Raw genomic sequence first — 23,378 nt, forward strand, 5'->3', positions numbered from 1 at the left:
GTAAGCTACATCCATAGATGGTTGCATTTGCCACCCGAATCGGTTGTATGTGCCACCATCATCGAAGAGATCGCCGGAGGACGGTACGAACGCCATGAGCACACCCCAGAACCCCACCGCGGCGCCCACCCCGGGGCACGCGCTCAAGCACCTCGCCGTCCACCTGCTCACCCCGCTGCTGATGTGCCTCGGCATGGCCCTCGCCTACCAGGGCGCCTTCCACCAGCCCGAGCCCCACCACCTCAAGGTCGGCGTGGTCGGCGCCGGACCGCAGGCCCAGGGGCTGGCGCAGACCATCCAGGGCAAGGCCGGTGCCGCGCTGGACGTGCGGACCGTCGCCGACCGCTCCGCCGCCGAGCAGCTGCTGCGCGACCGCGACCTGGTCGGCGCCTTCGTCCCGGACGCCCGGAACCCGGAGCTGATCGTGGCCAAGGGCAACTCCGACACCTCGGTGGTGGCCGCCACGGCTGTGTTCACCAACGTCACGGACCGGCAGGGCGTCCCGTTGCACTTCACCGACCTCACCACCCCCGCCGAGGGCGACCCGACCGGCCAGGGCCTGTTCTTCCTGCTGGTCGCGCTGAGCATCGGCTCCTACGCCAGCGTCGCGGTGATCGGCGCGGCCGGCGCCGGGCTGCCGATGCGGATCCGGGCCCTGGTGGGCGTGGCCGTCTCGCTGGTGGTCAGCGTGATCGGGATCGCCACCGCCGGTCCGCTCTTCCACGTGGTCGATCACGACTACGCCGCCGTCTGGGCGCTCGGCTGGCTCTACTCCGCGGGCATCGTGCTGATCGGCACCGGCCTGCACAGCTTCTTGAAGAAGTGGACCACGCTGGCGCTGATGGTGCTGTTCGTGATGCTCAACTTCACCTCCTCCGGCGGCATCTACCGGCCCGAACTGCAGAACGGGTTCTTCGGGGCCCTGCACGGCTTCTGGACCGGAGCCGGCTACCTGGAGGGCGCGCGGGACATCCTGTACTTCGACGGCGGCGCCGGCCTCGGCGGGCACGTGCTGACCCTGGTGGTCTGGCTGCTGCTGGGCGGGGCGGCCCTGGTCGCCGCGGCGGCGTACGAGGGCCGCGGGCGCCGCGCGGTGGCGGCGCGGGCCGAGGCGGCGGCCGAGGCCGAGGAGGAGATGGAGGAGGCGGTCGCGGTCTGAGGACCGTCCACCCGAAGGGACTTCACCCGGTGCGAGGGCATCGGAACCGGGTGGGGAACAAGTGGCCCGCACCCGGCTCCGGACAAGCCGGGTGCGGGCCTCAGCGGGTCTCCGGTGCGTTCCGCCGGGCCGGCGGCCGGGTGAAGCAGCAGTCCCCGCAGAGCCCGGCGCCCGGTCCGGTCCGGTAGTAGAGGCAGCAGCTCGTCCGGCGGAACGCGGCCCCGCGCGGGCCGGTGTGCAGCGTGCCGGAGCCCGCGAGTGGCGGACGGTCCAGCAGCCGCGTGACCAACTCCCGGGCCGGGAGCGACGCCCGGGGGCTCAGTACCCGGAGCGTCCCGGCCAGCGCGGAGGCCGCGTTGCCGCGCAGCAGGCGTGCCGAGAGCGGCACGGCGGCGCGCACTGCTGCGGCCAGTGGCTCCAACTGCCCGATCAGGACGGATCGGTGGAGCTGATCGACGAGGTCCCCGGGCTCCGGGCGGACCGGTTCCGGCGGCGTCCAGAGGTCGATCGGTCCCTGGTCCGGGATCCGCACCCAGGCGTGGTCCAGGGTCGGGACCGTCCCCAGCAGGACGGCCGAGCCGATGCCCACCGACCAGAAGCGGGCGGCCAGGCCGAGGTGCAGGATCGAGGCGGCGACCCGGAGTTCGGCCGTGCCCAGGCGCTGCGCCACCACCCGGATCCGGGCGGGGAGTGGCGCGTCCGGGCCGGTGCCGTACAGCTCCGGCAGCGGGCGGAAGCCGGGCGGCGGGGGGCCGGCGGGGTCGGTGTCGGGGGCGGTGTCGAGGGCGAAGTACGGCCCGAGGGCGGCGAGTCGGGCGTAGTCGGACTGCTGCCGGTCGGCCTGCGGCCGGTCGGGCCGAGGCTGGTCGGGCCGAGGCTGTTCGGGTTGCGGTTGTTCGAGTTGCGGTTGTTCGGGCGCGGGGTTCAACGGCCCTCCCCGGTAGGGTCGTTGAACCCCGTGCCGGCTTCGGTCGGCCCGGTCGGGATCGGGCGGTCGGGGTGCATCTGCTTCTCCAGAGGGCCGGGCCGGTCGTGCGGATGAACGCTACCGCGCCCTGGCGCTCGGAGATCCACGGTGATCCGTCCTCCGTTGCGGGGGTTGTTCCGACGGCATCGAGTCTGGCCCGTCCGAACCGTCCTGACCTCCCGCTGTGGAGGGGAGTCGCCTCCTGCGCGGGGAGGAGCGGGCCTCCCCCGGGAGAGCGGCCCGTAGGCTCGGCGGAGTGCGCACCGACCGTCAGTCCCGCCCCGCCCGGCGCCGCCGTTGGCCCGCCGTCGCCACCGCTCTGCTGCTGCTCGCGCCCGTCGTGCTCGCTCATCCGGGGGAGCGCGGGGCGGCCCTGCTGCTCGCCCTGACGGCCGCGTTCGCAGCCGCGGTGGCGCTGCTGCCCTGGCCGCTCGGCCGCGTCACGCTCGCCGCGGCGGCGGCCGGCGCGGCCGGGGTGTCGCTGCTGGTCGACCTGGGCTACCCGGGGCCGTACCGGCTGCCCGCGTTCTGGCTGCCCCTGGAGTGGCTCGCGCTGCTGGGCGTGCTGTACCGGGCCGTCCGCCGGTTGCCCGAGCGCTGGGCCTGGCCGGTCGGCGGGGTGGTCTCCCTCGCGGCCGTGCTGCTCCCGTTGCGGTTCGTGCTCCGGATGCCGCAGGGCGGTGCGGCCGGGCCGGTGGGCGGCGTGCTGTTCTCGCTGCTGCCGGTGCTCGGGGTGGCCGGGGCGAGCCTCTACCTGCGGGTGCTGGACGTCCGGCGGGAGCGCGCCGTCGAGCGGGCGCGGCGCGAGCAGCGGCTGGACGTCGCCCGCGGGCTGCACGACTTCGTCGCCCACGAGATCACCGGCATCGTGCTGGAGGCCCAGGCCGGCCAGCTCCCGGGCCAGCAGGCGGAGGAGACGGCCGCCCTGTTGCGCCGCCTGGAGGAGGCGGGGCTGCGGGCGCTGGACTCGATGGACGAGATGGTCGGAGCGCTGCGCGAAGGCCGGGCGGCGGCCGGAACCACCCGCCGGGTCGGCCTGGCCGACCTGCCGGAGCTGGTGGAGCGCTTCGGCACGACGGGTGGCCCGCGCGCCACCGTGGAGCTCGCCCCGGAGGCGCTCGGACTGCTCGCCGCCGAGGCCGGGGCCACCGCGTACGCCGTCGTCCTGGAGGCCCTGACCAACGTCCGCCGGCATGCCCCGCAGGCCACCGCGGTGACGGTCCGGGTGGCCGCCGAGCCGGACGGCCGGGCGGTGCGGGTGACCGTCGGCGACACCGGCGGGCCGGCCGCCCGACGGCCCCGGCTGCGCCGCCGCCCGGGCGCGGGCGGTACCGGTCTGGCGGGCCTGACGGCCCGGGCCGCCGCCCACGGGGGCACCCTGACCGCCGGCCCGTCCGGTCCCTCGGGCTGGGAGGTGTGCTGCACCCTGCCGGGGCGGTGACGCGGGGGTACCCCCCCGGCTTTCCGGGCGACGGTCGGAGCGCTATGTTGAACACGTTCAAATCATCCGCGGGGTCGTTCTCAGGGGGTAGGGATGAGCGAGTCACTGCCGGCGCAGCCCGGTTTCGCGGCCGAGGCCGCGTTCACCGACCGGCCGAGGGAGCCACGTGCCACCCTGGTCCGCGGCCGGGTCCGGACCAGTGGGCGCGTCCTCGTCGCGCTGGCCGGTGTCGCCTGGGTGCCGTGGGCCGTCGGCGGGGTGTGGTGGGGGGACGGCAACGCCTGGTTCTGGGGCCTGTACGTCGGATTCCTCGGGATGACGGTGCTGCCCCTGGCCGTACCGCGCGAGCCGGGCTTCCGGCGTGCCTGCCTCACGGTCGGCTGGTTGCAGCTCGGCGTCCAGGCCGTGTGCTCGGTGCCGTTCCTGCTGCTCCCGTTGCCGGTGTTCGTCTTCGCCCTCCCGTCCGGCGTCATGCTGCTGCTCACCGGCCGGCGCAACCGCGGCCGGGTGGGGACGGCGTTCGCCGCCCTGCTCCTCGCGGGTCCGCTCGGACTCCTCGCCAACGGCGGGTGGACCCACATCTAGGAGTGCCCAGGGGTGCCCAGGGGTGCCCGGGGGCGCCTGAGCGCGCCCCCGGGCGTGGGCGGGGAGGGTCAGCGCCCCCGGCCGCCGCCGCGCAGGCCGCGCGGGCGGGTGAGGGTGAAGCGGTCGACCGGGACGAGGTCGCCGTACGGGCCGCTCACGGAGTAGTACGTGACGGCGATGCTGGTGCGGCCGCCGCGCTCGCCCGGGTCGACCTCGAAGGCGGCGAAGCCGTACGGGTTCTGGGCGTCGCGGAAGGCGGACCAGGGGGCGTCCTCGATCACGTAGACCGGGGGTCGCTTGCCGGTGGCCTGGTCCACCGGGCCGACGCCGGTGATCACCCGGGCCTTGGGCGGGGTGAAGAAGAGGTGGTTGGAGGGGGCGGAGGTGCCGCCGCCGCCGATGACCATGTGGACGGTGCCCTGGGTGGTGTCGACGGTCTCGGTGCCGGTGGCGACCGGGATCGGGGTGCGGGTGTCGGTGGGCTGCTGGCCGCGGATCGGGTGGGAGCGCTCGTAGTGGTGCTCGTGGCCGCAGACCACCAGGTCGACGCCGTACTTGTCGAACAGCGGCACCCAGGCCTCGCGGACGCCGAGGTCGGCGCCGTTGAACTTGTCGGCGGTGGAGATCACCACCTGGTGCATGCAGACCACGATCCAGTCGATCCCCGGGTCCGCGTTGGCGGCGATCAACTCCCGCTCCAGCCAGCGCTGCTGGGCTCCGCCGGAGTAGCCGTGCACATAGCTGTTGCCGCCGTCCTGGTAGGCGACGTCGTCGTTGTTGAGGCTGATGACGCGCACCGAGCCGGCCGTGAACGCGTACCAGAGGCCGCGCAGTTCGTCGTCGGCGTCGGAGTCCGGGAGGTCGAAGTAGGCCTGGTAGGCGCCGTAGCCGATCGGGCCGTTGCCCTTCTCGTTCTCGTGGTTGCCGGCGGCGGGCATCCAGGGGCGGTGGCGGGCCGAGCGGGTGTTGTTCTCGAACCAGTCGGACCAGGTGCGGACCCGGTCGGTGGAGAGGTTGGCGTAGCAGAGGTCCCCGTTGAGCAGGTGGAACAGCGGGGCGACCCGCTCGACCCCGGCGGTGGTGTCGCCCGCGGCCGGGCTGCCGAGGTTGTCGTTGGCGTAGCCGTTGGCGGTCTGCTTGCCGAGGGTGGGGGTGCCCTGGTCGCCGAAGCTGGTGAAGGTGAAGGCGGCCCGGCCGCGCGGGGCGGTGCGGACGGTGCCGAGTTCGGGGGTGGCGCCGTCGTGGACGGCCGCGTACACGTAGTCCGTGTCGGGGTGCAGGTCGCCGATCCGGGCGTGGTGCACCTGGACCTCGGTGCCGGAGTTGGCGTCCCGGTAGGTGCGGGTCTCGGCCTGCTCGGTGCGCCCGAAGCCGCCGTGCGAAGTCCCGTACATCACCCGGGGGTTGGAGACGGACGCGGTGGTGTGCCAGGAGACCGTGACCTCGCGCGAGGCGTCCGAGCCGAACTGCAGGTGCAGTCCGCCGACCCGCGGGGCGCCGGAGCGCTCCGGCCGCTCCCACAGCAGCGGGGAGGCGGCGGCGGGAGTGGCCGCGACGCCGGAGAGGGAGACGGCGCCGCCGAGGCTCAGGCCGGTCGCCCCGGCCAGGAGCCCGCGCCGGCTGACGGAGGGGGTGACGGGCGGACGTCCACTGGAAGCGTTCATGGCGGTCAGCTTCACCGGGCGGAGGTGAACCGCGCCGGACCGGCCGCGTGAACTTTCCCGGCGCCCTCTCCCGGCCTCCCGGCCTACCCGCCGTCCTCCCGTCGTATCCCAGGCTCTTCCGGCCTCTCTCGGCCCCTCCCGGCCCCTCCCGGCCTTTTCCGCCCGCCGGTCGGTGCGGGAGACTGCCCGGTGTGACGAGTGCGAACGGTGAGTGCCCGCGGGTGATCCGGGTGTTGGTCGCGGACGACCAGGAGGCCGTCCGGCGCGGTGTGCGCCGGATCCTCGACGCCCAGCCGGACATCGAGGTGGTGGGCGAGGCCGTGGACGGTGTCGCCGCGCTGGAGCTGGCGGCCCAACTGCGGCCGGACGTCGCCCTGGTGGACATCCGGATGCCGCGACTGGACGGGCTGGAGGTGACCAGGCGGCTGTCCGGCTCGGTGCGGGTGGTGGTGCTGACCACCTTCGACCTGGACGAGTACGTCTATCCGGCGCTGCGGCACGGCGCTTCCGGGTTCCTGTTGAAGCGCTCCGGCCCGGCCCTGCTGGCCGAGGCGGTACGGGCGGCGGCGGACGGGGAGAGCCTGATCAGCCCGTCGGTCACGGTGCGGCTGCTCCAGCACGTGACGGCGCCGCGGCGGCCCGCGCGTCCGGCCGCGGCGGGGGTGGTGGTGCCGCTGACCGAACGGGAGGTGGAGATCGCCGGTCATGTCGCGGCGGGCCGCACCAACGCCGACATCGCGGCCGAACTGTTCATCTCCGCGGGGACGGTGAAGACCCACGTGGCCAGCATCCAGCGCAAGCTGGGCGTGTCGAACCGGGTCGGTATCGCCGTGCACGCCTGGGAGATGGGGTACCCGGTGCCGCGGTAGCGGGCGGCAGGGCGCGAGGGGTGCGAGGGTGCGGGGGCGGCAGGGCGCGAGGGCGCGTCCACGGGGCCGAGGGGATGCTCCGTGGACGCGCGGAACCTGCGAGGTGGGGGTGGCCTCCGGACATCCCGTCCTCCGGCCGGTAGTTCGATCGTCGACCGAGGTAGTACCAGCGGCAGACCCTGATCCGTCTCGACCTGTCGCCACTGCCTCCTGCGGTCGAACTTCCTTCAGCTACCTCGCAGGTCCACCTCCCATCATGCGCTTCCTACGAGCCGTGCACCAGGGGTGAACGGTCCGAAATCGGGCGAATTTCGCAAGTCGGGCCCCCGGGGGTCCCGGGGGCCTCGGGGGCCTCGGGGGGAGTGCCTCAGGGCTTCGGCCACCCGTCGACGAAGCTCAGCGTCCGGTGGTACGGCCCGTCCGGCCCGGTGCTGCGGTAGTCCTCGGTGCTGCTGCCGGTCCGGACGGTGCGGTCGCCGTCGTGGCGGGTCGCGGTGGGCCGCAGGGTGTGGTCCACCGTGCTGCGCCCGGTGACGTGGCCGCCGGTCGCGGTGGTGGCCTCGCGGTGGTAGCCGAGGTCCATCGCGGTGTTCTGGTCGGTGTTCCCGGCCGCGTCGTGGGTCACCTTGTAGGTGACGTCCAGCGGTTCGCCCTCGTGCACGGTGGTGGTGCGGTGCGGTCCGCCGCCCCAGGTGGCGGTGGTGCGGGTGAGGTCGGTGCCGTTGTGCAGCGTCACGTCGTTGCCGCTGTCGCGCAGTTGCTGGGCGGAGCTGAACGCGAGGTCGTCGCGGACCTCGGTGGTGATCCGGCCGTGCGAGGTCTGCACCCAGCCGCGGGCCAGGTCGTGCCGGGCGGCGGTGACGGTCCAGTCGCCGCTGCCGCCGCCGTGGTCGGTGAGCCGGGTGGTGACGGCGGCCTCGGGGGCGACCCGGTAGTCGGTGAGCTGCCCGGAGGTGCGGGCGGTGTCGTGGTCGACCTCGGCGAACAGGTTGACCTGGCCGGTCCAGACGTCGTTGCTCTGCGCCTCGGAGGCGTTCACCTCGATGCCGACGCTGTGCGGGCGCCCGTCGAGCAGCAGACCGACGTACGGGGTGAGGTCGAGCCGGTAGGCGGGCAGGTCGAAGGCGAAGATGCCGGGGACCGGCCGCCACAGCAGCGGGTCCCAACCACCGGTGTAGATCACCGGGTACGGCCAGACGGCGCCGGCCACCCGGCCGTCCACGGTCAGCCTCAGTTCGCGGAACGGGCCCTTGCCGCAGGCGCCGATCGACGGGTTCGCGGCGACGAAGGCGTCCGGCGCGGAGGCGTAGGCGAACTCCTCGCAGGCGCCGCCGCCCCGCGCGTACACCTCGGCGGTCAGCCGTTGCAGGTTCTGCGGGAAGGTGAGGTCCTTGGCGGTGCCCGGAGCGGCCTGGGTGAGCGAGAACGCGCCGGTGGTGAGCACCTGGTCGGCGCCGTGGGCGGCGGGCCAGCGGTCGTTCGCGGTGTAGAAGGTCAGGCCGACCGAGACCTTGTAGACGCCGGTGTAGGTGGCGTCGGTGACGTTGGCGAGGTCGAGCGAGAACGGCTGCGGTCCGGCCGCGAACAGCGGGGCGTAGCGGGTGAGATCGCGTTCGACGTTCCACTGGATGCCGTCCGGGGACGGCTCCGGGGTGGAGGACAGCAGGACCTCGACACCGCCGACGCGGACGCTGAACATCCGGTCGAACTGCCGCCCGGCGACCTGCCCGTGGAGGTCGAGGACCACGGCGGACCAGGGGCCGGCGCAGTCGGCGGGCGGGGTGAGGGTGGCGGTGTACGGGGTGTCGGGCGGGTTGCCGTAGCCGTTGCGGAATTCCCGGTCGTGCATCACCTCGACGGTGCAGGAGCGGGTGTCGGGGCGGGTGAGCGGCTTGGTCGCGGTGACCGGGTCGTGGTAGCCGCGGCCGAAGTCGGCGTGGGCCGGGGCGGCGGCGGTCAGGGTGCCGGCGAGGGTGAGGACGGCGGCGCCGAGCAGTCCGGCGAGGCGGCGCAGCGGGCGGCGCGGGGAGCGCCGGGGGAACAGGGCCAAGGTGGGTCCCCGGGGTCGGGCGGCCCGTCGGCGCGCGACGGGCCGGGTGGCTGATCCGGGCATCCTTCCGGCGCTGGCATGTGACCGTCAAGAGTTGCTTTCGGGCCCTCCGGCGGGGCGTCGGTCCGCCCTCCCGGAACGGGGGCGGGCCGTTGCCGCTACCACTCCTCCAGGGCCGCGGCCTCCTGGCGGATCAGGTTGCGCAGCGTCGCCATCGGGGGGCGGCGGTCGTCCGTGCGCCACTGCATCTCCAGCGGCAGGGTGGCCCGGCCGTCCAGCCGTACGGTGGCCACGTCCTCGGTGAGGTGGCCGGTCATCGAGCCGGGCACCAGGGAGAAGGCGCGGTTGCGGGCGAGCAGGTAGAGCCGGGAGCCGACGATCCGCGGCGGGCTGACCAGCACCGGCGGGTCGACGCCGTGCTCCGCGCACAGGCCGAGCACGTGGTCGTAGTACCGGGGGTGCTGCTCGCGCGGCCACAACAGCAGGGGCAGGTCGCGCAGTTCGGCCAGCCGCAGGGTCGTCCGGGCGGCCAGCGGGTGGTCCCGGCCGAGGGCGACCCGGACCGGCTCGTCGGCGATCCGCTCCAGCCGGTAGCCGGGGACGTCCTCCAGGAAGCGGCCGAGGCCGATGTCGGCGAGTTCGCCGGCCAGGGTGGCGGAGACCTGGCCGGTGTCGACGGCGAGTTCGGCGGTGTCGAGCGCGGGCAGCTCCTGCTCGGCCCGGCTGACCACGGCGGGCAGCAGCCGGTTCGCCACGCTCGGGGAGGCGACGATCCGGGCCGTCCCCAGCCGGGACTCCTCGTGCAGCCGGACCCGGGCCAGCATCGCGCCGGCCTGCTCCAGGAGTCTCGCGCTCTCGGTCGCCATCACCTCGCCCGCCTCGGTCAGCGCGACCGAGCGGCGGCTGCGGTCGAACAGCTCGACCCCGACCGTCCGCTCCAGTCGGGCGACCTCCTGGCTGACCGTCGGCTGCGAGATGTGCAGCCGCTCGGCGGCCCGGCCGAAGTGCAGCGTCTCGGCGACGGTCAGGAAGACCTCCAGCTGCCGCAAGGTGAAGCCCATGCGGGTCATCCTAGTGCGAACCAATAGCTGACCGGCTATCGGAAACCCCAGGACTCATTCTGGTTTCCGATCCGAACCGTCCATACGCTGAGCGTCACGTTGCCCCACCGCAGTGGCATCTCACAGGAAGCTCCCGCCATGACCGGACAGCCCGCCAGCACCCCCGCCATCCAGATCTCCGAGGAGGTCGCCCGGGCCGTCGCCGACGGCCGTCCCGTGGTCGCCCTGGAGTCGACGATCTTCACCCACGGCCTGCCGCGACCCCGCAACCTGGCGGTCGCGCTGGAGGCCGAGCAGCAGCTGCGGGCGGCGGGCGTCGTCCCCGCCACCATCGGCGTGCACGCGGGCGTCCCCACCGTCGGCCTGAGCACCGAGCAGATCACCGAACTCGCCGCCACCGACGGCCTGGACAAGGTCAGCCTGCGCGACCTGCCGGTGGTCGCCGCGCTCGGCCGGCACGGCGGCACCACCGTCGCCGCCACCGCCTTCCTCGCCCACCGCGCGGGCGTGCGGGTCTTCTCCACCGGCGGCCTCGGCGGCGTCCACTTCGGTGCCGCCGAGAGCTTCGACGAGTCCGCCGACATGACCACCCTGGCCGCCACCCCGGTCACCGTGATCAGCGCCGGGGTGAAGTCGATCCTCGACATCCGGGCCACCCTGGAGCGCTTCGAGACCCTCAACATCCCGGTCATCGGCTACCGCACCACCAAGTACCCCGGCTTCTACGTCACCGACTCCGGCCACGAGATCAACTTCGCCGTGCAGTCCGCGACGGAGGCGGCCGCGGTGATCGACGCCCGCGACCGGCTCGACCTGCCGCAGGCCGTGCTGATCGCCAACCCGGTCGACCCGGCCAAGCAGCTGCCGCCGGAGGAGCTGGACGGCATCCTGGCCCGCGCCTGGGCCGAGGCCGAGCGCCGGGGCATCACCGGCAACGCCTCCACCCCGTTCCTGCTCGACCACATCCAGCGCGACACCGGCGGGCGCAGCCTGGAGGTCAACGTCGAGGTCTACCGCGGCAACGTCCGCCTGGGCGGGGAGATCGCGGTGGCGCTGGCGGCGCTGGGGGGTGGGGCCGGCAGGGCCGGTAGGTCTGCTGGGGCCGACCGGGCCGACGGGTCCGCCGCCGCGACCGCCGGGGCCTGACCCGTGCTCGGGGTGCTCGGCGACCTCGTCGAGGACATCGTGGTCTGGGTCGACGGGCCGCTGCGCCACGGCACCGACTCCGGCGCCCAGGTCTTCCGGCGGCGCGGCGGCAGCGCGGCCAACGTCGCCTGCTTCGCCGCCGGACAGTACCCGGCCCGCTTCCTCGGCTGCGTCGGCGCGGACGCCATCGGGGACGGCATCGTGGCCGAACTCGGCGGCCACGGCGTGGACGTCCGGGTGCAGCGGCACGGTCGGACCGGCAGCATCGTGGTGCTGATCGACCGCGACGGCGAACGGACCATGCTGCCCGACCGCGGCGCCGCCAAGCTGCTGGAACGCGTCCCGGACGACTGGTTGGGCGGACTGACCCACCTGCACGTGCCCGCCTACTCCTTCGACGGCGAGCCGGTCGGCCGGACGGCGGTCGACGCGCTCGACCGGGTCCGGGAGGCGGGCGGCACCACCTCGGTGGACGCCTCCTCCACCGGGATGCTGGAGCAGTACGGGCGGGAGCGCTTCCTGGCCCTGCTGGCCGAGTTGGCGCCCACCTTCGTGTTCGCCAACCGCTCCGAGTCCGCCTACCTCGGGCTGCTGGTGGACGGCCTGCCCGGGCCGGAGCGGGCCCGGCTGGCGGCCTCGACGGTGGTCACCAAGGCGGGTGCCGAGCCGACCACCGTGGACGTGCCGGGGGACGGGCTGTTCACCGTGCCGGTGCCGCCGGTCGCCGAGGTGCGGGACCTCACCGGGGCCGGGGACGCCTTCGCGGCGGGCTTCCTGGCCGGGTTCCTGGACACCGGGGACCTCCACCTGGCGGCCGGGCTCGGGCACCGCAGCGCGGCGCGGGTGCTGGCCTCGCCGGGGGCTTCGACCGGGGGAATCGACCGGGGGGTGTGAGGGCGGGGGTAGGAGGGCGGGGGTAGGAGGGTGGGGCACTGCGGGCTCGGCAACTACGGAAGTAGTGCGGGGCACTACTTCCGTAGTGCGTCCTTGCGGAGGAACTGCTTCAACCGTTGCCACGTCCAGGCGTTGACCACGTCGTCGACGGTGAGCCACCCGCGCTGCGCCGTGCCGATGCCGAAGCGCGGGTAGCCGAGCTGGCCGGTGGCGTGGGCGTCGCTGTCGACCGCGAAGCGCACACCGTGCCGCTTGGCCCGCAGCACGTCCTCGTCCCGCAGGTCGAGCCGCTGCGGGGAGCTGTTGATCTCGATCGCGGTGCCGGTGCGGGCGGCGGCCGCGAACACCGCGTCCAGGTCGACGTCGATCGGCCCGCGCCGGCCGATCCGCCGGGTGGTGAGGTGGCCGATGACATGGACGTACGGGTTCTCGCAGGCCCGGACCAGCCGGCGGGTCTGGGCGGCGCGGTCCAGGGTGAAGTGCGAGTGGACGGAGGCCACGCAGACGTCGAAGCCGGCCAGGAACTCGGGCGGCCAGTCCACCCCGCCGTCCGGGCCGATGTTCAGCTCGGTGCCGTGCAGCAGGCGCAACTTCTTGTGACGGTCGGCGAGTCGGCGCAGCTCCTCGCGCTGGGCCAGCATCTTCTCGTCCGTCATCCGCTGCATCACCAGGTCCGGCGCGTGGTCGGTGACGGCGTAGTAGGAGTAGCCGCGGGCCGCCGCCGTGTCGACCATCTCGGTGAGGGTGGCCAGGCCGTCGGTCAGGTCGGTGTGGGTGTGGAGGTCGCCGCGCAGGTCCGACTCCTTGATCAGCTCCGGGAGTTCACCGTTCAACGCGGCCTCGATCTCGCCCCGGTCCTCGCGCAGCGGCGGCGGGATCCAGGGCAGCCCGAGCGCCGCGTACACCTCCTCCTCGGTCGCGGACACCACCTTGGCGCCCTCCTCCTTCTTCCTCGGAGCCTTTCCGTTCCCCGGGCCCTTTCCGTTCCCCGGGCCCTTGCCGGTGTCGCCGGCGGCCTCGAACAGCCCGTACTCGGAGAGCTTGAGGCCGGCCCGCACCGCCCTCGTGCGCAGCTTGATGTTGTGCGCCTTCGACCCGGTGAAGTAGACCAGCGCGGCGCCCCAGTCCTCCTCGGGCACGACCCGCAGGTCCACCTGGATCCCCCCGGTGGTGCGGACCGAGGTCTTGGTCGGCCCGCTGCCGATCACCTCGGCCACGTACGGGAGTTCGGTGAGCGCGGCCATCAGCGGGGCCGAGTCGGCGGCGGTCGCCAGCACGTCGATGTCGCCCACCGTCTCGCGCATCCGGCGCAGCGAACCCGCGTACGCGCAGCGGGTGCAGCCGGGAACGGCGGACAGCGCCTCGACCAGCTGCTCGGCCAGCTCGGTGGCGGCGTCGAGCAGGGTCCGGCCGCCGGACTGCCGCATCAGCTCGATGCCGTGCAGGATCTTCTCGCCGCTGCGCTCGCCGAAGCCCGCCACGCCGGACAGCCGGTCGGCGCGGATCGCGTCGGCGAGTTCGTCCACCGAGCCGATCCCGAGGTCCCGGTAGAGGGAGAGGGCGCGCTTGGGGCCGACGCTGGGGACGGCCGTCATCTCCCGTACGCCGGACGGGATCTCGGCGCGCAGGGCCTCCAGCGCGGAGATCCTCCCGCCGGCGAGGTACTCGGCGATCTTCTCGGCGGTGGACCTGCCGACGCCGGGGATCTGCTGGAGTCCCTTGACGTCCAGACCGGCCAGGTCCTCGGGGTGGCCGCCGACGGCCCGGGCGGCCTTCTCGTAGGCGCGGGCCCGGAAGGCGTCCCCGCCGGTGATGTTGATCAGGTCGGCGTACTCCTGGAGCAGCTCCCTGACCTGGTCGTTGAGCCGGGGCATGGGGCAAGTCTAGGTTCGGAGCGCGCCGTTCGCCGTGCGGTGGGCGCCCGGGGGCGGTCGGGGGTGGCGGTGGCGGTCGCCGGGAGTGTGGCTGGGGCGGTGGCCGGGGCGTGGCTCAGTCGTAGGCGACCCCGAGCAGCAGCACGACCGTCATGCCGCCACCGGGGGTCGGCTCCACCGCGAGCCGGCCGCCGGCCGCCAGCACCAGGCTGTGCAACGCCGGTCCCACCGGTCCGGTGCTCCGCACGCCCGCCAGCAGCCACTCGCGGGCCTCGGGCGGCTCGTACGAACCGCGGTCGGAGATTCGTATCTCCACTCGCTCCCGGCCGTGCCCGGTCGTGCCGTGTCCGGTCACGCCGTGGCCGGTTGCGGTGCGTCCGGTTGCGGTGCGCGGTGCCGACGGACCCGAGCGCTTGACGTCCGCGCGGACCAGCACCCGGCCGCCCAACGGGCTGCGCCGGATCGCGTGGTCCAGCAGCCCGGCGATCGCGGCCTCCATCCGGCGGGCGTCCCCGGCCACCACCGGCAGGCCCGGTGCCAGCCGCAACGTGACCGCCGCCGCCCGGCCGCCGCCGCGCACCACCCGGCGGACCACCTCGGAGACCTGCACGTGCCGCGCCTGGGGCTCGCACCCGGCCTGGCGGCCGGTCCAGCTCAGCCGGTCCAGCTCCGTACGGGACAGCGGCCGGGGGCCGGCCATCGAGATCGGCGGATACGGGCCGAGTCCCTCCGCAGTGCCCCCGCCGCCCTTGCGTTCGGCGCCGCCCGCGCCGTTCGCGCCGCCGAGCGCGCCGAGCGCCCGGGCCCCCGACGCGACGTAGCCCCAGAGCTTCCCGCGTGCCATTGCCCTGCCCCTCGTGCCTGACCGACGGCCGTCATCTGTTCCGCGGCCGACCGGGGCGGGCCGCTTCCCTGGCCCTCCTGCCAGCCTGCGCCTACTCCGCCCGGGTGACAATCCGGCTCCGGGACGCGAACGGCTGCGGGGACCCCGCCGAGCGGGGGGTGGCGGGGGCGCCGAGTGGCGGGGGCCGCTGCGCGGGGCTTTGGTTCGGGGGTGGGAGGTCGCGCGGGGGCGTGACGCCGCCGGGGCGTCCGGGGGGGGCGGCGGCGGGGGGGGGGGGGCCGGGGGGGGGGTTTTGGGTGGGGGGGGGGGCTCGGGGGGGGGGGGGGGACGCCGGGGGCGGTTCCGGGGGTGGCAGCTCCGGGGGCTGGATGATTTTCCGACCGCCGACCCTCATCGAGGGGGGTTGAGACCGTTGGCGGTCTGAAAATCATCCGCAACGCCCCCTTCCGCAGCCACCCCCTCCACCGCCCCCTCCCGCAGCGCGTCCCTCTCGCCTGGGGCGGGTGGTGGGGGTGGTGGGTGGAGGGGGAGGGGTGGTGCGGGTGGGTGTCCGGACCAGTGGAGGAGGAGCAGGCTGGCGAGGGCGGCGAGGGCGCACCAGGTGGAGATGAAGGCGAACCTCCAGAGCAGGGCGCAGGCGAGGGCGCCCGCTGCCGTGAGGAGGCCGAGGCGGCGGAGCAGGTGGTCGGCGCTGAGGAGGAGGGAGCCGACGGTGGTGAGGAGGTAGCCGGTGAGCAGCAGGGCGGGGTGCGGGACGCCGGTTCCGTAGCCGAGGGTGTGGCCGTGCCGGGTGGCTGTCACCGGGTGGGTGGCGACGGCGACCGCGAGCGGTACCGCCACCGCTGCACCGAGCAGGGCGAGGAGGGCGAGCAGCCGGCGACGGGCGGGGGTGGCGGGGTGACCGGGTTCGCGGGCCGCGCACCACACCCCGGCCGGCACCAGGGCGGGCAGCAGCGGCAGGGCGATCACCGCCCAGGCGGTGCGGGCCGCCCCGGCGGGGCCGGCGGGCAGCTCGCCGTCCGTGCCGAGCCAGACCAGGGATTCGACGAGCTGGTGCACGCCGAGTACCAGCGGGAGCGCGGCGAGCGGCAGGCGCTGCGGTCGCCCGGACCGTCGGGCGCGGACCAGGCAGGCCACGCCGACGCCCGCGACCACCGTGCCGGCCACGGCGTCCGCCTGGGCGCTCCAGCACATCGGTGGGCCTACTCGGCTCTGCGGTCGGGGTCGGGGTCGGGGGCGGCATTGGTGTCGCTGGTGTCGCTCTCGGCGCTGCCGGGTCGGTCCTCGGGTGGCGCGCCGATGGACTCCAGGGTCTCGCGGACGCTGCCGGGCATCGCGGGGTGCCGTCCGATCACGATCACCCCGATCACGATCGCGACCAGCCCGGCCGTCTGCCAGGCCAGTGCGCCCGGGGTCACCCGCAGCCGGTCGCCGAGGAAGCCGACCGCGCAGGCGATCCCGGACAGCGGCTGGGCGGCGGTCAGCGCGGGGAGGGACATCCGCAGCGGGGCGGCCTCGAAGGCGCTCTGCACCAGCAGCAGCCCGACCACGCCCGCCACCACCACCGCGTACGGCTGCCAGGTGCGCAGCACCACCGCCAGCCCGTCGTGGTCGAGGCGTTGGGTGGTGGTGCGGGTGAGCGCGTCCTGGAGGCCGTAGAGGAGTCCGGCGGCGAGGGCCAGCAGGGTGGCCTCCTCGAACAGCGGCAGCCGTCGGGCGAGGGTGACCAGCAGCAGGGTCAGCCCGACCACCGTGCCGACCACCAGCCAGTGGCGCAGCTCCCCGGCGGGCGGACCGCCGCCGGTGGGCCGCCCGGCCACGATGAACGCCGTCACCCCCAGGCCGAGCAGCAGCACCCCGGCCCAGCCGGAGCGGCCGAGGGTCTGACGGGTCAGCACCCGGGACAGCGCCATGGCGAAGATCAGGTTGGTCGCCAGCAGCGGCTCGACCAGGGACACCTCGCCCTGGTTGAGCGCGAGCGCGGACAGCAGCAGGCCGCTGACCATGAACCCGGTGCCGAGCAGCCACTCCGGCATCCGCATCAGGTCCAGCAGCAGGCGCCAGTGCAGCATGTCGGCACGGGGGGCCCGCTGCGCCGCGTGCTGCTGGAGGACGAAGCCGAGTCCCAGACAGCAGGCCGCGCTCAGAGCGAGGAGGAAGACCGCCACGGAGGGACCACCAGGTTGTCGCTGCCCCGCGCCGCGCCGGCGGTTCCGGGGGAGGGACGGCGATCGCGGCGCGCTTGTGTCAGCGTACCGCCGGGGCGGCGGCCGGGCCGAGCGGGCGCGGCGCCGGGCACCGCCCGTGGCCACGGGCCCGCGCTTGCCGCCACGGGCCCGCGCTTGCCGCCACCGGCGGGGCGGGCGCACGCTGGTGTGAGCGGCCGCCACGGGCCCACCGCCCGGGTCGGCCGGGACCGGCGCGACGGGGGCCTGCGCCAGGAGGTGTGGCATGCACAACCAGTGGGACGTGGAGCTCAGCTTCGACGAAGACGGCGTGCACACGGTGTGCGACGCCAGGTTGACGGGCGCGCGGGCGCCGGGCCTGAGCGCGCACGGCGAGGCCGAGAAGAGCGCGGAGGACCGCCCGCTCGCCAGGATCGGCGAGGAGGTCGCGGCCTCCCGGGCCCTGGAGGAACTGTCCCGCAAGCTGCGGGCCCAGGCCACCGGGGAGATCGACGACGAGGGACACCGCCCGGGCTACCTCATCTACTGAACCCGCGTACGCCGAACCCGGCACGGGCCGCCCGGGCGGTTGCGGAACGTCGTCCCGGCCGGTCAGGTCCGAGCCGGCCGTCGGGGCCGTGCCCCCATGCCCGTACCCACCGGGGCGGCTGATCGCCATCGCCAAGTAGCGTGTGGGGAGCGGGACTTGGATGACGGGCCGGCCACTGGGCGTCGGGGTGCCCTCCCCGGGCTACCGGATCGGCGCCTCGGTGCGGCACAGCCGTTCGGCGGCGGAGCGGACCCCCTCCATCCAAGCGCGGTACTGCTCGGTCGGGCCTTCCACGCGGACGTCCATCAGGTACTCGGGCCCGATGGCGTCGATGAACGCCTCCTCCGCCTCGGTGTCCCCCCTCATGGCGAGGAACCAGACCTCTCCCGCCACCGTGGCCGGTGCGAGCTCCCCAGCCGCCAGCAGGCCCGCCAGGTGGTGGATCAGGCAGCGGTCGGCCGTCCGCTCGTCCGGCAGGGCCTTGCCGAGCTCCGCCAACGCCTCGCGGAAGACCTCGGCGGTGTCGTCGTTCGGGGCTCGGCCGGCCAGGTCCCGCAGGGCGGGGGAGTCGAAACCGGCGACGAGCAGGTGGGCGGCGGCCATCGGCAGCTCCGCGGGCTCGACGCGGCCCGCGACGTACTGCCAGGTCAGAGTGGTCAGCTGGTCCATCCGGACATTCTGCCCATAGCCGTCAGCCGCGCCACCAGGAGGCCCGGATCCCGGCATCGGCTCGATGGTGCCCGCAGGCCCCCCAGGACATGGTCCCCGTCCCGGCCGGGTCGATGCGCAGCGCGAACGCTGCTCCCCACCGGTGTGGGGAGGACGGATGAGGACCCCCCTGTCACCGGCGCCCGGTCCTCCGTACGATGCCGTGCGTGATCAAGGAAACGCCTGCCCGGCAGCCCCGGGGACCACAGCTGTCCGACGGGTCTCCCGTCGACCGCGCCGACCGTGCGGCGAACCGTCGAGGACGGCGATGAGGGCCGTCGCCTCGCCACCGCGATCGCGGCGCCGGGCCTGACGGGTCGTCCGCCTCGGGTGTCAGGGGTGGGGTTCGGGTCCGCCGTCGACGTCCCGCCGGCTCGCCCGGAGCCGTCCCTCGAGGCGTTCCAGTGACCAGGCCGTCCACGGGTGGTCGGGGCCGAGGACCCGCGCCCGGGTGTCGGCCACCAGCTGGGCCTGCGCCACCGCTTCCTCGTGCAGGCCCAGCTCTCCGAGGGCCCGGCTCAGCAGGGAGCGGGCGGCGAGGGTCTTGGGGTGGTCCGGGCCGTAGGTGTCCTCGAAGGCGGCGACCGTGCCGCGGACGAGGGGCAGGGCCCGGGGCTGGTGGCCGCCTTCGATCAGGGCGTAGCCGTGGTTGAGCTCGGCGGCCAGGGTGATCGGGTGGCCGGAGCCGAGTGTGGCGCGGCAGTCCGTCAGGAGTTCGGGGCCGCTGTCGGGGTCGAGTCCGGGGCCGACCGTGAACTCCAGCAGGTAGGTCCGCGCGATGAGCGTCGAGGGATGGGCGGCGCCCAGTTCGGCGGCCAGGCCCTCGACGGCCCGTCGCATCAGGGCGGCCGCCTCCGCCTTCCGGTCGAATCCCCAGAAGAGCACCGCGGACAGCCCCACGTGGCTCTCCAGCGTCTCGACGGCATCCGCGCCGAACGCGGTGACGCGGTCCGCGAGGGCGCGGCGGTGGGCCGTCTGCGCCTCCTCGTAGCGTCCGAGCCGGTAGAGGGCCCGCCCGATCCGTTGGCGGATCGCGAGCAGCGCTGGGTTGCTCGCGTCGGGTGACCGCGTTCCGCGTGTCACCGCGTCCTGTGCCACCGACAGTGCGGACGCGTAGTCGCCGGCTCGGTGCAGGCCCACGACGAGCCGCAACGCGCAGTCCAGGACGCGCGCCACGGCAACCGGGCCGACCTCGGTCCACTGGCTCGCCCTGCGTAGCAGCGCCCGGACGTGCGGTGCGAACGGGGCGAGCGGCGGTTCCTGACGTGTCCACGGCCGCGTCACCTCGGGCAGTACCGCGCGGATCAGGTCGGCGGCGGCGACGACGAGCGGGCCGCGGTCACCTGCCGGGGTGCTCCGGGCGATGCTGTCGAGGAGCACCCCGTGGGTGCGCACACAGCGGGGCGGACCGGGCACGAGGCGGGTGAGTGAATGGTCCAGCAGCCCGCGCAGCGCCGTCTCGACCCGGGCGCGGGGCAGCACCGCGCCGATGCCGGCGCCGGCCAGCAGGTGGAGCGGGAGCGGGTCGTCGGACCAGCAGGCGAGGAGCCGGATCAACGCCGTGGCCTCGGGAAGCCCATGGGCGCGCAGCGCGTCCAGCGACAGCTCCCAGGTGCTGCTGGCGAGGTGGCGCGAGTCCTGGCCACCGCCGTACTCGGCGCCCTGGTCCAGCAGGTCGATGGCGTCCGCCTCGGTCCCCCGGTCGAGGGCCCGCCCGTACTCCGCCATGCTCCACGGATCGATCACCTGGTGTGCCAGGTAGCCGCCCGCGAGAGTGAGCGCCAGGGGCAGCCGTCCCAGCCGGTCCGCGACCTCCGCCGCTTCCTCCATCGTCCCGCTCTCCGGCGCCAGGTCGCACAGCACCCGCGCCGCGTCCTCCCTCGGCAGCACCCCCACGTGGTGCAGCTCCGCACCGGGCCACCACCGTGCGGCGACCTGTCGGGTGGTGACCACGGTGGTGCCGCGCGGGCTGGTGCGCAGCCAGCCGCCGTCGCGCAGGATGGCCGGGTCGTCGGCGTTGTCGATCACCAGCAGCCACGGCTGCTCGGACCGGTCCAGCCGGTCCCACACCAGGTCCGCGGCTGCCCGCAGCCCGCTGCGCGCGGCGGTGAGCTCGCCCTCGCCCGCCCCGCGGTCCGCGGCGACGGCGAGCATCCCGGCGCGCAGTGACGTCAGGTCGGAGGCGTTGACCCACAGTCCGATCCGGCCGCCGCCGGTGGTCGCGGAGCGGAAGATCTCGGAGGCGACGGCGGTCTTGCCGCAGCCACCGAGGCCGTAGAGCACGTAGACCTGATTGGCCCTGCCGTCGTCGAGGGCGGTCCGCAGCCGTGCCAGCAGTTCCACCCGGTCGCGCAGGACGACCGGGGAGCTCCCCACGGCCGGTAGCCGTACGGAGCTCGGCGCCGTCCAGTGCCCGGAGTTCCAGGCGTCACCGTGGTGGTGGTGCTCGGTGATGTGCTGGTCCCCGCGGGACTGGTAGACCCGGCCGTTGTCCTCCGCCCGGCCCTCGGTCGGTCCGCTCATCGCTCGGTGGATCGCTCGGTGATACGCAGGTCGCGTCCGGCCTGGTAGATCCGGGACTCGCCCGAGCCGGTGGCGTGCTGTGTGACGGCGGGGGCGGCAGGTGCCGTGGCGGGGGCGAGTTCGTGCAGCAGGTCCCGCAGTGGGACCGCTGCCTCGGGGTGGCCGGCCAGCAGGCGTCTGATCCGGCCCTGCCATTCGGCCGCCAGTTCACCTTCGGCGGCGGGATCCGTTGCCAGGTCCTCCCTGGTGTTCTCCAACTCGGCGGCCACCGCGTCCGCCCGTTCGGGCACGGCCCGTCGCCAGAGGGCGACGACTCCGTCCCTGGCGCGCTCCCAGGCGTTGGTCGCCATCAGCGTGACGAGGGTCAGGCTCGCGCTCCGCGCGAGCGTGGTCAGCTCCGGATCCATGGTGCGTGCACGCTCCTCACGCTGCCTCGCATCGGTCGATGTATCGGATGTGTCAGACGTATCAGGGGTATCGAGCACGCCGTGGGTACCAGGTGTGTCAGGGGTGTCAGCGGACGGTGGGCGGTTCGAGCGGGGCGATCTCCCGCGTGAAGAACTCCGCGAACTCCTCGCCCCGGCGGTACAGGGCCTCGAACTCGGTGATCGTCGCCGCGATCTGCCCGGGATCGGTGAACCGGCGCGCGCCCGCGCCTTTCAGTTCCTCGTCGTAGATCACGGCGTACATCACCGCGTTCCCGAGGACGACGACCTCGGGCAGCGGGCCGCCGCGCTCCAGATCGGCAATCTCCCGGGCGTCCAGGACCCGGATCCGCTCGCCCAGCTCCGACCGGAGCCGGAAGGAGTTCATCTCCCACTGGAGGTACGGGGTCACGGGGAGTTCGACGATCCGGAGCCTGCGGAACACCAGGCCGCGTCCGGCGAGGTCCCTGAAGTACGCGGCGACGGAGTCCCGTTCGGCCTCGATCAGACGCAACGCGCCGGCCCAGTCCCCCGAGTCGAACGCCTCCCAGCTCGGTGAGCCCTGCTCCCTGAACGTCTGGCCGCGTTCGATCTTGTCGAAGAGACGGATGTCGCCCCCGAAGAACCGGTCGAAGTCGTCGAGGTACTCCGTTCTCTCCAGTACCTCGCCTGCACCGTCACGGAAGCACTCAAACACCAGGGATGTCCCCTTTCGCCGCGATGAGCATGCTGCGGGGGATGACCACGAGGCGCTCGTCCCGGCCGATGGTGACCCCGTCCGGCAGGCGGGCGCCGAGGGAGTCACTGAGGTCCCGGCCGATCACAGCGATGTCGCCGTTCTCCAGTTCCCAGATGTCCGGGCACTCGGGGCCGCTGTTGGTCGCGCCCAGTTCCAGGGCCGACTTGCCCAGACGCCGCTTGAAGCTCGTGTCCGGGTCCGCTTCCCATGGCCTGCCCATGCTGTCCCCCTGCTGTACGGTGCCCTAACCTAGCAGTGACGAGCGCTCAAATCCCCTGCATCGTAAGGGTTTTGCTCTGATCGGGTGAAGGGCTGGGAGGTAGTGCGGCCGAACCGCGTGCCTTGTTGACCGCTTATGTGCGCACCGACGCCTCTGCGAGCACGCCGGAGCGCGGCCGGCTTGCGGCCTGGTCCCATGGCCGCGGCTCGACCACGGAAACCGGGTCTCCGGCTGCCGCTGCGGCCCAGGATCCGGGGGTCGGGTGTCCGGTCGATAATTGGGTGTCATCGGTCGGTTCGGGGCTGGTAGCGTCCCGGGCGTGGCAAAGCTGAACCAGATCATCGCCGTTGAAAAGGGCGTCAAGTCCAAGTCCTTCCAGGAGCTGACGCAGGCCCACCAGGACCTGCAGAAGCCCGCGTTGCTGGCCGGGATCTCCCGGACCTACCAGCCCAAGGACGAGGAGGGCGAGCAGCTGCCGCCGGAGTCGACCCGGGTGCAGCTGAAGGCCGAGGACATCCTGCGGTCCACGGCGAACACCCTCACCCGGCTCTTCGACGTGACGGCCACCAAGGACTGGGCGAACATCGGTGCCAGCGCGGACGTGGTGGTGGACGGACAGGTGCTCCTCACCCAGGTGCCGGTGCCGTACCTGCTCTTCCTGGAGAAGCAGCTCACCGACCTGTCCACCTTCGTGAAGAAGCTCCCGGTGCTGGACGCCTCCGAGTCCTGGAACCTCGACCCGTCCACCGACTCCTGGAAGACCGAGCCGGTGCGCACCATCCGGACCAAGAAGGTGCCGCGCAACCACGTCAAGGCCGAGGCCACCGAGAAGCACCCGGCCCAGGTCGAGGTGTACTACGAGGACATCGCGGTCGGCTACTGGACCACGGTCAAGTTCTCGGGCGCGCTGCCGGCCCGCCGGGTGAACGAGCTCGCCGAGCGGGTGGAGAAGCTCCAGCAGGCGGTCAAGTTCGCCCGCGAGGAGGCCAACGCCGTCGAGGTCACCGACCGGCGGGTGGGCGACGCCGTCTTCGGCTACCTGTTCCGGTAGCCTCACGATCGCCCGCCCGGGGAGCCGGGCGGGTGCACCGAGCGCGCCGAACCGTCCTGGGAGACCGGGCGTGTGCGCTGCACGGTGCGAAAGCTGACACTGACGTTGAAGCTGACCAGGGGTCACAGTGGAGGTTCGAATCCTCCCCCCGGCACCACCGGCCGGGGTAGCCCAAGCCAGGCAGAGGCAGGCCCCGTGAATCTCAGACTCTCGCTCAAGTCTCAGCATTCGCCGCCGAACACCGGATCGACCGGGTGCGGACGAATATCGACGAATGCAGGTTCAAGTCCTGTCTGTGCCGCTCCGTGGCACGGTAGTTCAAAGGTAGAACGCGTCGATTTCAAGCTGATCCGCGACCCTTAAACGTGCCGGTGTGCGCAATTGGGCGGCAAACAGGGGCCCGGGAGCTGGCTACGCTCCCGGGTCCTCTCATGTTTTCCACG

At 73.9% G+C, this 23,378-nt stretch carries 21 protein-coding genes; 8 read left to right on the forward strand and 13 right to left on the reverse strand.

Going from position 1 to position 23,378, the window contains the following annotated elements; genetic code table 11:
- Positions 1–94 precede the first annotated feature (94 nt).
- Positions 95–1,159 (forward strand): hypothetical protein, encoded by a 1,065-nt coding sequence (locus tag ACFXPX_RS26265; protein WP_380643573.1) that lies wholly within the window; start codon positions 95–97, stop codon positions 1,157–1,159.
- A 100-nt stretch (positions 1,160–1,259) separates the two neighbouring features.
- On the opposite strand, the gene ACFXPX_RS26270 is transcribed toward ACFXPX_RS26265, so the two are convergent.
- Positions 1,260–2,087: a (2Fe-2S)-binding protein gene (locus tag ACFXPX_RS26270; RefSeq protein WP_380643576.1), complete on the reverse strand. Its 828-nt coding sequence runs from the start codon at positions 2,085–2,087 to the stop codon at positions 1,260–1,262.
- 295 nt (positions 2,088–2,382) lie between these two features.
- Here ACFXPX_RS26270 and ACFXPX_RS26275 point away from each other — a divergent pair, with 295 nt between their 5' ends.
- Together ACFXPX_RS26275 and ACFXPX_RS26280 are read left to right on the forward strand one after the other, a co-directional pair.
- Entirely contained in the window at positions 2,383–3,567 is a 1,185-nt protein-coding gene (locus ACFXPX_RS26275) for a sensor histidine kinase (protein WP_380643578.1), read from the forward strand.
- A 93-nt stretch (positions 3,568–3,660) separates the two neighbouring features.
- The gene (locus ACFXPX_RS26280; RefSeq protein ID WP_380643581.1) at positions 3,661–4,152 is read left to right on the forward strand and encodes a hypothetical protein; all 492 of its coding nucleotides are present in this window, start codon (positions 3,661–3,663) and stop codon (positions 4,150–4,152) included.
- Between the two features lie 68 nt (positions 4,153–4,220).
- Here ACFXPX_RS26280 and ACFXPX_RS26285 read toward each other — a convergent pair whose 3' ends face one another.
- Positions 4,221–5,816: a purple acid phosphatase family protein gene (locus ACFXPX_RS26285; protein ID WP_380592435.1), complete on the reverse strand. Its 1,596-nt coding sequence runs from the start codon at positions 5,814–5,816 to the stop codon at positions 4,221–4,223.
- Between the two features lie 191 nt (positions 5,817–6,007).
- On the opposite strand from ACFXPX_RS26285, the gene ACFXPX_RS26290 reads away from it, so the two are divergent.
- The gene (locus ACFXPX_RS26290; RefSeq protein ID WP_375893646.1) at positions 6,008–6,685 is read left to right on the forward strand and encodes a response regulator; all 678 of its coding nucleotides are present in this window, start codon (positions 6,008–6,010) and stop codon (positions 6,683–6,685) included.
- 367 nt (positions 6,686–7,052) lie between these two features.
- Here ACFXPX_RS26290 and ACFXPX_RS26295 read toward each other — a convergent pair whose 3' ends face one another.
- A complete protein-coding gene (locus ACFXPX_RS26295) occupies positions 7,053–8,735 on the reverse strand; it encodes a peptide-N4-asparagine amidase (protein WP_380643583.1) in 1,683 nt (560 codons plus the stop codon).
- A 158-nt stretch (positions 8,736–8,893) separates the two neighbouring features.
- Positions 8,894–9,796 (reverse strand): LysR substrate-binding domain-containing protein, encoded by a 903-nt coding sequence (locus ACFXPX_RS26300; protein ID WP_380526610.1) that lies wholly within the window; start codon positions 9,794–9,796, stop codon positions 8,894–8,896.
- A 138-nt stretch (positions 9,797–9,934) separates the two neighbouring features.
- Here ACFXPX_RS26300 and ACFXPX_RS26305 point away from each other — a divergent pair, with 138 nt between their 5' ends.
- Both ACFXPX_RS26305 and ACFXPX_RS26310 read left to right on the forward strand, forming a co-directional pair.
- Positions 9,935–10,942: a pseudouridine-5'-phosphate glycosidase gene (locus tag ACFXPX_RS26305; protein WP_380643585.1), complete on the forward strand. Its 1,008-nt coding sequence runs from the start codon at positions 9,935–9,937 to the stop codon at positions 10,940–10,942.
- A gap of 3 nt (positions 10,943–10,945) precedes the next feature.
- A complete protein-coding gene (locus ACFXPX_RS26310) occupies positions 10,946–11,836 on the forward strand; it encodes a carbohydrate kinase family protein (RefSeq protein ID WP_380526608.1) in 891 nt (296 codons plus the stop codon).
- Between the two features lie 74 nt (positions 11,837–11,910).
- On the opposite strand, the gene ACFXPX_RS26315 is transcribed toward ACFXPX_RS26310, so the two are convergent.
- The 4 genes from ACFXPX_RS26315 to ACFXPX_RS26330 form a co-directional block, all read right to left on the reverse strand.
- Positions 11,911–13,710 carry a helix-hairpin-helix domain-containing protein gene (locus ACFXPX_RS26315; protein WP_380643588.1) on the reverse strand — a complete coding sequence of 600 codons (1,800 nt, stop codon included), beginning with the start codon at positions 13,708–13,710 and terminating at the stop codon, positions 11,911–11,913.
- 115 nt (positions 13,711–13,825) lie between these two features.
- Positions 13,826–14,554: a hypothetical protein gene (locus ACFXPX_RS26320; RefSeq protein ID WP_380592427.1), complete on the reverse strand. Its 729-nt coding sequence runs from the start codon at positions 14,552–14,554 to the stop codon at positions 13,826–13,828.
- Between the two features lie 390 nt (positions 14,555–14,944).
- On the reverse strand, positions 14,945–15,748 hold the full coding sequence (locus ACFXPX_RS26325; RefSeq protein ID WP_380643590.1) for a DUF6629 family protein: 804 nt from the start codon (positions 15,746–15,748) through the stop codon (positions 14,945–14,947).
- An 8-nt stretch (positions 15,749–15,756) separates the two neighbouring features.
- Positions 15,757–16,722 (reverse strand): DMT family transporter, encoded by a 966-nt coding sequence (locus tag ACFXPX_RS26330; protein ID WP_380592424.1) that lies wholly within the window; start codon positions 16,720–16,722, stop codon positions 15,757–15,759.
- 283 nt (positions 16,723–17,005) lie between these two features.
- Between ACFXPX_RS26330 and ACFXPX_RS26335 the strand changes: the two genes are divergently transcribed.
- On the forward strand, positions 17,006–17,269 hold the full coding sequence (locus tag ACFXPX_RS26335) for a dsRBD fold-containing protein (protein ID WP_363437335.1): 264 nt from the start codon (positions 17,006–17,008) through the stop codon (positions 17,267–17,269).
- A 201-nt stretch (positions 17,270–17,470) separates the two neighbouring features.
- Here ACFXPX_RS26335 and ACFXPX_RS26340 read toward each other — a convergent pair whose 3' ends face one another.
- The 5 genes from ACFXPX_RS26340 to ACFXPX_RS26360 all read right to left on the reverse strand — a co-directional run bounded on the left by ACFXPX_RS26340 (position 17,471) and on the right by ACFXPX_RS26360 (position 21,884).
- Entirely contained in the window at positions 17,471–17,938 is a 468-nt protein-coding gene (locus ACFXPX_RS26340) for a hypothetical protein (protein ID WP_380592422.1), read from the reverse strand.
- Between the two features lie 372 nt (positions 17,939–18,310).
- Positions 18,311–20,500 (reverse strand): tetratricopeptide repeat protein, encoded by a 2,190-nt coding sequence (locus ACFXPX_RS26345; protein ID WP_380643593.1) that lies wholly within the window; start codon positions 20,498–20,500, stop codon positions 18,311–18,313.
- The gene (locus tag ACFXPX_RS26350; RefSeq protein ID WP_380643596.1) at positions 20,497–20,907 is read right to left on the reverse strand and encodes a hypothetical protein; all 411 of its coding nucleotides are present in this window, start codon (positions 20,905–20,907) and stop codon (positions 20,497–20,499) included. Before ACFXPX_RS26350 ends, ACFXPX_RS26345 begins: the two co-directional genes overlap by 4 nt.
- 106 nt (positions 20,908–21,013) lie before the next feature.
- The gene (locus ACFXPX_RS26355; protein ID WP_380643598.1) at positions 21,014–21,622 is read right to left on the reverse strand and encodes a DUF6879 family protein; all 609 of its coding nucleotides are present in this window, start codon (positions 21,620–21,622) and stop codon (positions 21,014–21,016) included.
- Positions 21,615–21,884 carry a hypothetical protein gene (locus ACFXPX_RS26360; RefSeq protein WP_380643601.1) on the reverse strand — a complete coding sequence of 90 codons (270 nt, stop codon included), beginning with the start codon at positions 21,882–21,884 and terminating at the stop codon, positions 21,615–21,617. Before ACFXPX_RS26360 ends, ACFXPX_RS26355 begins: the two co-directional genes overlap by 8 nt.
- A 319-nt stretch (positions 21,885–22,203) precedes the next feature.
- Between ACFXPX_RS26360 and ACFXPX_RS26365 the strand changes: the two genes are divergently transcribed.
- Entirely contained in the window at positions 22,204–22,935 is a 732-nt protein-coding gene (locus tag ACFXPX_RS26365) for a hypothetical protein (RefSeq protein ID WP_375893669.1), read from the forward strand.
- The last annotated feature ends 443 nt before the right edge of the window (positions 22,936–23,378 follow it).

This window comes from Kitasatospora sp. NPDC059146, from assembly GCF_042786665.1.
Taxonomy (GTDB): domain Bacteria; phylum Actinomycetota; class Actinomycetes; order Streptomycetales; family Streptomycetaceae; genus Kitasatospora.